General features: G+C 45.5%; 1 protein-coding gene. It reads right to left on the bottom strand.

Features of this window, described 5'->3' with window-relative positions; all coding sequences use genetic code 11:
* On the bottom strand, positions 1–552 hold a 552-nt coding region (locus Aru01_RS18295; RefSeq protein ID WP_042111816.1), incomplete at both ends, for an Ig-like domain-containing protein.

Genomic DNA, 552 nt, shown 5'->3' with positions numbered 1-552 from the left:
TAACAGCTACAACTTTGTCGCCATCTTCCAAACCTGGGTTCGGTACAGTCCATGAACCATCTTTATCTGTGGTCACAGTTTTTGTCTTACCATCAGGGAAAGTGACTGTCACTTTACTCTCAGGTTCTGCCGTACCTGTGATTGGATCTTTTCCATTGATTGGATCAACAATCGGTGCTGGTGGTGCAACTGCATCAACAATCGCTGTTGTTGGCGGTGAAACGTTACCCGCTTTATCTTCAGCAACCGCTACAACTTTGTCACCATCTTCTAAACCTGGGTTCGGTACAGTCCAAGAACCATCTTTATCTGTGGTCACAGTTTTTGTCTTACCATCAGGGAAAGTCACGGTCACTTTACTTTCAGGTTCTGCTGTACCTGTGATTGGATCTTTACCATTGATTGGATCAACAATTGGCGCTGGTGGTGCAATTGCATCAACAATCGCTGTCGTTGGCGGTGAAACGTTGCCGGCTTTATCTTTAGCAACCGCTACAACTTTATCACCATCTTCCAAACCTGGGTTCGGTACGGTCCATGAACCATCTTTAT

Origin of the sequence: Acinetobacter rudis (genome assembly GCF_000829675.1) — a bacterium.
Lineage (GTDB): Bacteria > Pseudomonadota > Gammaproteobacteria > Pseudomonadales > Moraxellaceae > Acinetobacter > Acinetobacter rudis.
The sequence above is the reverse complement of the archived record's forward strand: the minus strand, read 5'-3'. Positions and strand labels throughout refer to the sequence as shown.